7 protein-coding genes are annotated in these 8,058 nt (G+C 51.6%); all 7 read right to left on the reverse strand.

Annotated features, from left to right (window positions below):
* Positions 1-33: 33 nt before the first annotated feature.
* A complete protein-coding gene (rpoB, locus tag N5C09_RS21000; RefSeq protein WP_015569976.1) occupies positions 34-4,062 on the reverse strand; it encodes a DNA-directed RNA polymerase subunit beta in 4,029 nt (1,342 codons plus the stop codon).
* Between the two features lie 319 nt (positions 4,063-4,381).
* Positions 4,382-4,747 (reverse strand): 50S ribosomal protein L7/L12, encoded by a 366-nt coding sequence (rplL, locus tag N5C09_RS21005; RefSeq protein ID WP_002445276.1) that lies wholly within the window; start codon positions 4,745-4,747, stop codon positions 4,382-4,384.
* A gap of 66 nt (positions 4,748-4,813) precedes the next feature.
* Positions 4,814-5,311 carry a 50S ribosomal protein L10 gene (gene rplJ, locus N5C09_RS21010; RefSeq protein ID WP_003862338.1) on the reverse strand — a complete coding sequence of 166 codons (498 nt, stop codon included), beginning with the start codon at positions 5,309-5,311 and terminating at the stop codon, positions 4,814-4,816.
* A gap of 289 nt (positions 5,312-5,600) precedes the next feature.
* Complete coding sequence (gene rplA, locus N5C09_RS21015) at positions 5,601-6,305, reverse strand: 50S ribosomal protein L1 (RefSeq protein WP_006810530.1); 705 nt, start codon at positions 6,303-6,305, stop codon at positions 5,601-5,603.
* Positions 6,306-6,308: 3 nt separating this feature from the next.
* Positions 6,309-6,737: a 50S ribosomal protein L11 gene (gene rplK, locus N5C09_RS21020; RefSeq protein ID WP_003862340.1), complete on the reverse strand. Its 429-nt coding sequence runs from the start codon at positions 6,735-6,737 to the stop codon at positions 6,309-6,311.
* A gap of 156 nt (positions 6,738-6,893) precedes the next feature.
* A complete protein-coding gene (gene nusG, locus N5C09_RS21025) occupies positions 6,894-7,439 on the reverse strand; it encodes a transcription termination/antitermination protein NusG (RefSeq protein ID WP_003862341.1) in 546 nt (181 codons plus the stop codon).
* A gap of 1 nt (position 7,440) precedes the next feature.
* Positions 7,441-7,824: a preprotein translocase subunit SecE gene (gene secE, locus N5C09_RS21030; protein ID WP_003862342.1), complete on the reverse strand. Its 384-nt coding sequence runs from the start codon at positions 7,822-7,824 to the stop codon at positions 7,441-7,443.
* Positions 7,825-8,058: the final 234 nt, after the last annotated feature.

Here is an 8,058-nt window from a genome sequence, read left to right on the forward strand (position 1 = left end):
TAGCCCGACAGCAGTGACCTGTTTGAGCGAGAATTACTCGTCTTCCAGTTCGATGTTGATACCCAGCGAACGAATCTCTTTCAACAGTACGTTGAAGGATTCTGGCATGCCCGGCTCCATCTGATGGTTGCCGTCTACGATGTTTTTATACATCTTAGTACGACCGTTCACGTCATCAGACTTAACGGTGAGCATTTCCTGCAAGGTGTATGCTGCGCCGTATGCTTCCAGCGCCCACACTTCCATCTCCCCGAAGCGCTGACCACCGAACTGAGCCTTACCACCCAGCGGCTGCTGAGTAACCAGGCTGTAAGAACCGGTAGAACGAGCGTGCATCTTGTCGTCGACCAGGTGGTTCAGTTTCAGCATGTACATGTAACCTACGGTTACCGGACGCTCGAACTGTTCACCGGTACGGCCGTCAAACAGCGTAATCTGACCAGACGTTGGCAGACCACCCAGTTGCAGCAGCTCTTTAATTTCAGCTTCTTTTGCACCGTCGAATACCGGCGTTGCAATTGGCATACCTTTGCGCAGGTTCTCTGCCAGACGCAGCACTTCTTCATCGCTGAAGGTGTTCAGGTCGACTTTCTGACGAACGTCGGTACCCAGATCGTAGGCACGCTGGATGAATTCGCGCAGTTTCGCGACTTCCTGCTGCTGTTTCAGCATGGCGTTGATCTTGTCGCCGATACCTTTCGCAGCCATACCCAGGTGGGTTTCCAGAATCTGACCGATGTTCATACGAGACGGTACGCCCAGTGGGTTCAGTACGATATCTACCGGCGTACCGTTAGCATCGTGCGGCATATCTTCGATCGGGTTGATCTTAGAGATAACACCCTTGTTACCGTGACGACCTGCCATCTTATCACCAGGCTGGATCTGACGTTTAACAGCCAGATAGACCTTAACAATCTTCAGCACGCCTGGTGCCAGATCGTCGCCCTGAGTGATTTTACGGCGTTTCGCTTCGAGTTTTTTCTCGAACTCGTGTTTCAGTTCGTCATACTGCTCAGCCAGCTGTTCCAGCTGATTTTGTTTCTCTTCGTCGGTCAGGCCCAGTTCCAGCCAGCGATCGCGTGGCAGTTTGTCGAGCTTCTCAGCTTCAACGCCACCGGCAACCAGCACCGCATAGATACGGCTGAACAGACCTGCTTCGAGGATCTGCAATTCTTCAGACAGGTCTTTCTTCGCCTGTTTGAGCTGCATCTCTTCGATTTCCAGCGCACGCTTATCTTTCTCAACGCCATCACGAGTGAAGACCTGAACGTCGATAACCGTACCGGAAACACCGTTTGGTACGCGCAGAGAAGAGTCTTTAACGTCAGACGCTTTCTCACCGAAGATTGCACGCAGCAGTTTCTCTTCTGGGGTCAGCTGGGTTTCACCTTTCGGCGTCACCTTACCTACCAGAATGTCACCGCCGGTGACTTCCGCACCGATGTAAACAATACCGGATTCATCCAGTTTGGAGAGCGCAGCTTCACCCACGTTAGGGATGTCGGCAGTGATCTCTTCTGGCCCCAGCTTGGTGTCACGGGACACACAGGCCAGTTCCTGAATGTGGATGGTGGTGAAACGATCTTCCTGAACCACACGCTCGGAGACGAGGATGGAGTCTTCGAAGTTGTAACCGTTCCACGGCATGAACGCTACGCGCATGTTCTGACCGAGCGCCAGTTCACCGAGGTCGGTGGACGGACCGTCTGCCAGCACGTCGCCGCGCTCAACTGGCTCACCCAGAGATACGCAAGGCATCTGGTTGATACAGGTGTTCTGGTTAGAACGGGTGTATTTGGTCAGGTTGTAGATATCGATACCCGCTTCGCCCGGATACATCTCGTCTTCGTTAACTTTGATAACGATACGGGATGCGTCAACGTACTGAACGGTACCGCCACGCTTAGCGACTGCCGTAACACCGGAGTCAACGGCAACAGCACGTTCCATACCGGTACCAACCAGCGGCTTATCAGCACGCAGAGTTGGAACGGCCTGACGTTGCATGTTCGCACCCATCAATGCACGGTTGGCGTCATCGTGTTCCAGGAACGGGATCAGGGACGCACCGACGGATACCACCTGCTGGGTGGATACGTCCATGTAGTCAACCTGGTCGCGGCTGAACAAGCTGGATTCGCCTTTGCTACGGCAGGTAACCAGATCTTCTACAAAGTGGCCTTCGTCATCCAGGTTGGAGTTCGCCTGAGCGATAACGTAGTTGCCTTCTTCGATAGCAGACAGGTAATGAATTTCGTCGGTAACCACACCGTCGGTCACTTTACGATACGGGGTCTCAAGGAAACCGTATTCGTTTGTCTGTGCATACACGGACAGGGAGTTGATCAGACCGATGTTTGGACCTTCAGGCGTTTCGATTGGACATACGCGACCGTAGTGAGTCGGGTGTACGTCTCGAACTTCAAAGCCTGCACGTTCACGGGTCAGACCGCCTGGGCCGAGTGCAGAGATACGACGTTTGTGCGTAATCTCAGACAGCGGGTTGTTCTGGTCCATGAATTGAGACAGCTGGCTGGAACCAAAGAACTCTTTCACTGCCGCGGAAATCGGCTTGGCGTTGATCATATCCTGAGGCATCAGGGTATCCAGATCGCCCAGAGACAGACGCTCTTTCACCGCACGCTCTACACGTACCAGGCCAACGCGGAACTGGTTTTCCGCCATTTCGCCAACGGAACGGATACGACGGTTGCCGAGGTGGTCGATATCGTCCACTTCGCCTTTGCCGTTACGGATATCGATGAGCTTCTTCATCACTTCGATGATGTCGTCTTTGCTCAGGATACCGGAACCTTCGATCTCGTCGCGCAGCAGAGAACGGTTGAACTTCATACGACCTACCGCGGACAGATCGTAGCGGTCTTCGGAGAAGAACAGGTTCTCGAACAGGCTTTCAGCCGCTTCGCGAGTTGGTGGCTCACCAGGACGCATCATGCGGTAGATTTCTACCAGCGCGCTCAGACGATCGTTGGTTGGGTCGACGCGTACAGTCTCAGAGATGTACGGACCGTGGTCCAGATCGTTGGTGAACAGCGTTTCGATACGTTTGTGGCCAGACTGGCTCAGCTTAGCCAGCAGATCCAGGCTCAGCTCCATGTTCGCTGGGCAGATCAGCTCGCCAGTTGATTCATCAACGTAATCTTTCGCGGCTACTTTTCCTGCAATGTATTCAACCGGAACTTCGATGTGTTTGATATCATCTTTTTCCAGCTGGCGGATGTGGCGCGCGGTGATACGGCGACCTTTTTCCACATACACTTTGCCGTCGGCTTCGATGTCGAACGACGCGGTCTCACCACGCAGACGTTCCGGCACCAATTCCATCTGCAACTTGTTGTCGCGGATTTCAAAGATCACTTTCTCAAAGAACAGGTCCAGGATCTGCTCAGTGGTATAGTTCAGTGCACGCAGAATGATGGTTGCAGGCAGTTTACGACGACGGTCGATACGGACAAACAGGTTGTCTTTTGGATCGAATTCGAAGTCCAGCCATGAACCACGGTAAGGAATGATACGTGCGTTATACAGTACTTTACCGGAAGAGTGCGTTTTACCTTTATCGCTGTCGAAGAAGACGCCCGGGCTACGGTGCAGCTGGGAAACGATAACACGCTCAGTACCGTTGATAACGAAAGTACCGTTGTCCGTCATGAGTGGAATTTCACCCATGTAGACTTCTTGTTCTTTAATGTCTTTTACGGTGCCTTCCGGCGCTTCGCGCTCGTAGATCACCAGACGCAGTTTTACGCGCAGCGGTGCGGAATAGGTCACGCCACGGATCTGACATTCCTGAACGTCAAACACCGGTTCGCCAAGGCGGTAGCTGACGTACTGCAGCTCGGAGTTACCGCTGTAGCTCTGAATCGGGAACACGGAACGGAAGGCTGCTTCCAGGCCGTACTGCCCTTCAGGATCTTGCTCGATAAACTTCTGGAACGAGTCAAGCTGGATAGAAAGGAGATATGGAATGTCCAGAACTTGTGGACGTTTACCAAAATCCTTACGAATACGTTTTTTCTCGGTATAGGAGTAAACCATAGGGTTCCTCAGCTCGCTGACAAGTCGACCCATCTGTCCGACGAAGGGACAGTTTGTGCAACACCATTTTGTGGACCGGAAAATTGAATACTTTCCGCAATACCTGTTGCTATCACGCTTAAACCATTTCATTGCGATTTACACAGAGCGAGCACCCTGTCGCAGTATATTAAGTCGTCGATAGAAACAAGCATTGTCAGGACAACCAGCAGTCAAACAGTGTGAAATGCTGCTGATGCCTTACAGCGCAAAAAGGCTGGTGACTAAAAAGTCACCAGCCATCAGCCTAATTGCTTAGGCTGCAACCAGAAAAGTTGGCTTATTTAACTTCAACTTCAGCGCCAGCTTCTTCCAGAGATTTTTTCAGTGCTTCTGCGTCGTCTTTGCTCACGCCTTCTTTCAGCGCAGCTGGAGCAGATTCTACCAGGTCTTTAGCTTCTTTCAGACCCAGGCCAGTTGCGCCACGTACTGCTTTGATTACAGCAACTTTGTTCGCGCCAGCAGCTTTCAGAATTACGTCGAATTCAGTTTTTTCTTCAGCAGCTTCAGCCGGGCCCGCAGCTACAGCTACAGCAGCAGCAGCAGAAACACCGAATTTTTCTTCCATTGCAGATACCAGCTCTACAACGTCCATTACGGACATAGCTGCAACTGCTTCAATGATTTGATCTTTAGTGATAGACATTTAAATTGTTCCTGAAAATCAGAATAAGTTTATACGTAAGCAAATGCTTTATAAAGATAACTGCGATTAAGCAGCTTCTTTCGCATCGCGTACAGCAGCCAGAGTGCGAACCAGTTTGCCAGCCGCAGCTTCTTTCATGGTTGCCATCAGGCGTGCAATTGCTTCTTCGTAGGTCGGCAGGGTTGCCAGGCGATCGATTTGCGATGCCGGGATCAACTCACCTTCAAAGGCTGCAGCTTTGACCTCAAATTTTGCATTCGCTTTCGCGAACTCTTTGAACAGACGAGCAGCAGCGCCCGGGTGTTCCATAGAGTATGCAATCAGGGTCGGACCAACAAACGTGTCTTTCAGGCACTCGAACTGAGTACCTTCAACTACGCGACGCAGCAGGGTGTTACGAACAACACGCATGTATACGCCAGCTTCACGACCTGCTTTACGCAGTTCAGTCATTTTGTCTACAGTAACGCCACGGGAATCCGCAACTACTGCAGACAGCGCGCCTTTGGCTACTTCGCTGACTTCAGCAACAATCGCTTGTTTGTCTTGAAGATTTAAAGCCATTAGCTTTGCTCCTGGATGTTTGCCGGAACTCATGTTCCGGAACTCACTTCACTCAACCCAACGGGAAGAGCGTCTTAATACGGTGAGCAGAAACAAGCCAGAGTATTTAAAATAATCTTAGCGTTCTGTCACCGTCTACGCAGGGGATTAAGTTTCTTGCGAAACACCTGCGGTCTTCGACGGAGGCCTGGATAGGCCAGGCTCCAACGAACAATTCTTTTAGCCGCCAACTTTTGTTAGCAAACGTGGGGGTAAGATTGTAGACAAAATCACCGCCCACGTAAAGGCATTAGTTTGCAGCAGCGCTCAGGCCAGCCTGGTCAACTGCAACACCTGCACCCATGGTGGTGGAGATGCTAACTTTCTTGATGTACACGCCTTTCGCCTGAGTTGGTTTAGCTTTTTTCAGCGCAACCAGCAGAGCTTCCAGGTTTTCTTTCAGTTTGTCAGCGTCAAAGTCCACTTTACCGATGGTGGTGTGGATGATGCCGTTTTTGTCGTTACGGTAACGAACCTGACCTGCTTTAGCGTTCTTAACCGCTTCAGCAACGTTAGGAGTTACAGTACCCACTTTCGGGTTTGGCATCAGGCCGCGTGGACCCAGAACCTGGCCCAGCTGGCCAACAACGCGCATTGCATCTGGAGAAGCAATAACAACGTCAAAGTTCATTTCGCCTTTCTTGATCTGATCAGCCAGATCTTCCATACCTACCAGTTCAGCGCCGGCAGCTTTAGCAGCTTCAGCGTTTGCACCCTGAGCAAATACAGCTACGCGAACGGAACGGCCAGTACCGTGTGGCAGTACAGTTGCGCCACGAACGTTCTGATCGGATTTACGAGCGTCGATGCCCAGGTTAACGGCAACGTCAACGCTTTCAACGAACTTAGCAGTAGCCAGTTCTTTCAGCAGAGCGATAGCTTCGTTGATGTCGTACTGTTTGGTCGCATCAACTTTGTCACGGATCACGGACATGCGCTTGGTCAGTTTAGCCATTTCTTAGTCCTCCACTACCAGGCCCATGGAACGTGCAGTACCTTCGATGGAGCGAGTCATCGCTTCAATGTCGGAACCAGTCATGTCGGCAGCTTTGGTCTGCGCGATTTCCTGCAACTGAGCGCGGGAAATTTTACCCACTTTGTCTTTGTTCGGCTTACCGGAACCAGACTTGATACCAGCCGCTTTCTTCAGCAGAACTGCTGCTGGAGGGGTTTTGGTAACGAAAGTGAAAGAACGGTCAGCGTAAACAGTGATTACAACTGGAATTGGCAGACCTTTTTCCATGGATTCGGTTTTGGCGTTGAACGCTTTACAGAATTCCATGATGTTCACACCCTGCTGACCCAGAGCTGGACCAACTGGTGGACTTGGGTTCGCCATACCTGCTGCAACCTGCAGCTTGACGTAGGCTTGTACTTTCTTAGCCATTCTAAAATCCTCTGATTGGGTGATAACGCCTCGGAGAGGCTCCCCGTGAATAAAATTCGTTTTACGGGCCAGGGCCCATAAAAACAAAAGGCGCGAAATTGTATTCCAATCTCGCGCCCTGTGCAACGATTAAATCGTCGCTTTTTTGATCGCTGCTTAGGCTTTTTCTACCTGGGCGAAGTCCAGTTCTACCGGGGTCGCACGACCGAAGATAGAAACGGAAACTTTCAGGCGGGACTTCTCGTAGTCCACTTCTTCGACGACGCCGTTAAAGTCAGCAAACGGACCGTCGTTAACACGAACCATCTCACCCGGTTCAAACAGCGTTTTCGGACGCGGCTTATCACCAACCTGCTGGAGGCGGTTCATAATCGCATCAACTTCTTTGTCGCTGATTGGCGCCGGACGGTCAGATGTGCCGCCGATAAAGCCCATCACGCGCGGTACGCTGCGCACCAGGTGCCAGCTCGCGTCGTTCATCACCATCTGAACCAGCACGTAACCCGGGAAGAATTTACGCTCGCTTTTGCGACGTTGGCCGCCACGGATCTCGACCACTTCTTCGGTCGGCACCATGACTTCGCCAAATAACTCTTCCATATTGTGTAATTTGATATGCTCACGCAGCGACGTAGCTACGCGGCCTTCAAAACCGGAAAACGCCTGAACGACGTACCAGCGCTTTTTAGGGGCTTCAGACATCTCAGAACCTCAGGCCAGTGATAAAGGATACCAGGCGAACCAGAATACCATCCAGTCCCCACAGGATCAGTGACATTACAGCGGTTACCGCCGCTACAATCAGCGTGGTGTGCAATGTTTCCTGGCGAGTCGGCCAAATGACCTTGCGGACTTCGGTACGCGCTTCGCGGGCAAACGCAACGGTCGCTTTGCCTTTTGTCGTCAACAGCGCGACACCACCCGCCGCAGCAATCAGAATTACCACTGCAAGCGCGCGTAGCGGCAGCATCATGTCACGATAAAGATAGTTGCCGACAATCGCCACAATCAGCAGCACGGCTACAACTACCCATTTCATCGCTTCCAGGCCGCGCCCGCTCCCTTGAGCTTCGGTATTCGCACTCATAAACCAACCTGTCAGAAGTATTCTACAAACATTTTCACCCCGCGAGTGCGAGGCAAACCAATCGAAATGCTATTCGCTTTTCGTATTATACGCTCTCCGCAGAGCCTGTCTCAGCAATGATTATGACAAAATTAATCACTGATGAGCCAGGTTCTGATGTGAAAGCGTGCAAAAAGGGCATCAAATGATGCCCTTTTATTGCGCATTGCGTCAAATGTTATCAGCGATTAGCCG

Source organism: Enterobacter sp. GD03975 (genome assembly GCF_029838645.1).
GTDB classification, from domain to species: domain Bacteria; phylum Pseudomonadota; class Gammaproteobacteria; order Enterobacterales; family Enterobacteriaceae; genus Enterobacter; species Enterobacter quasihormaechei.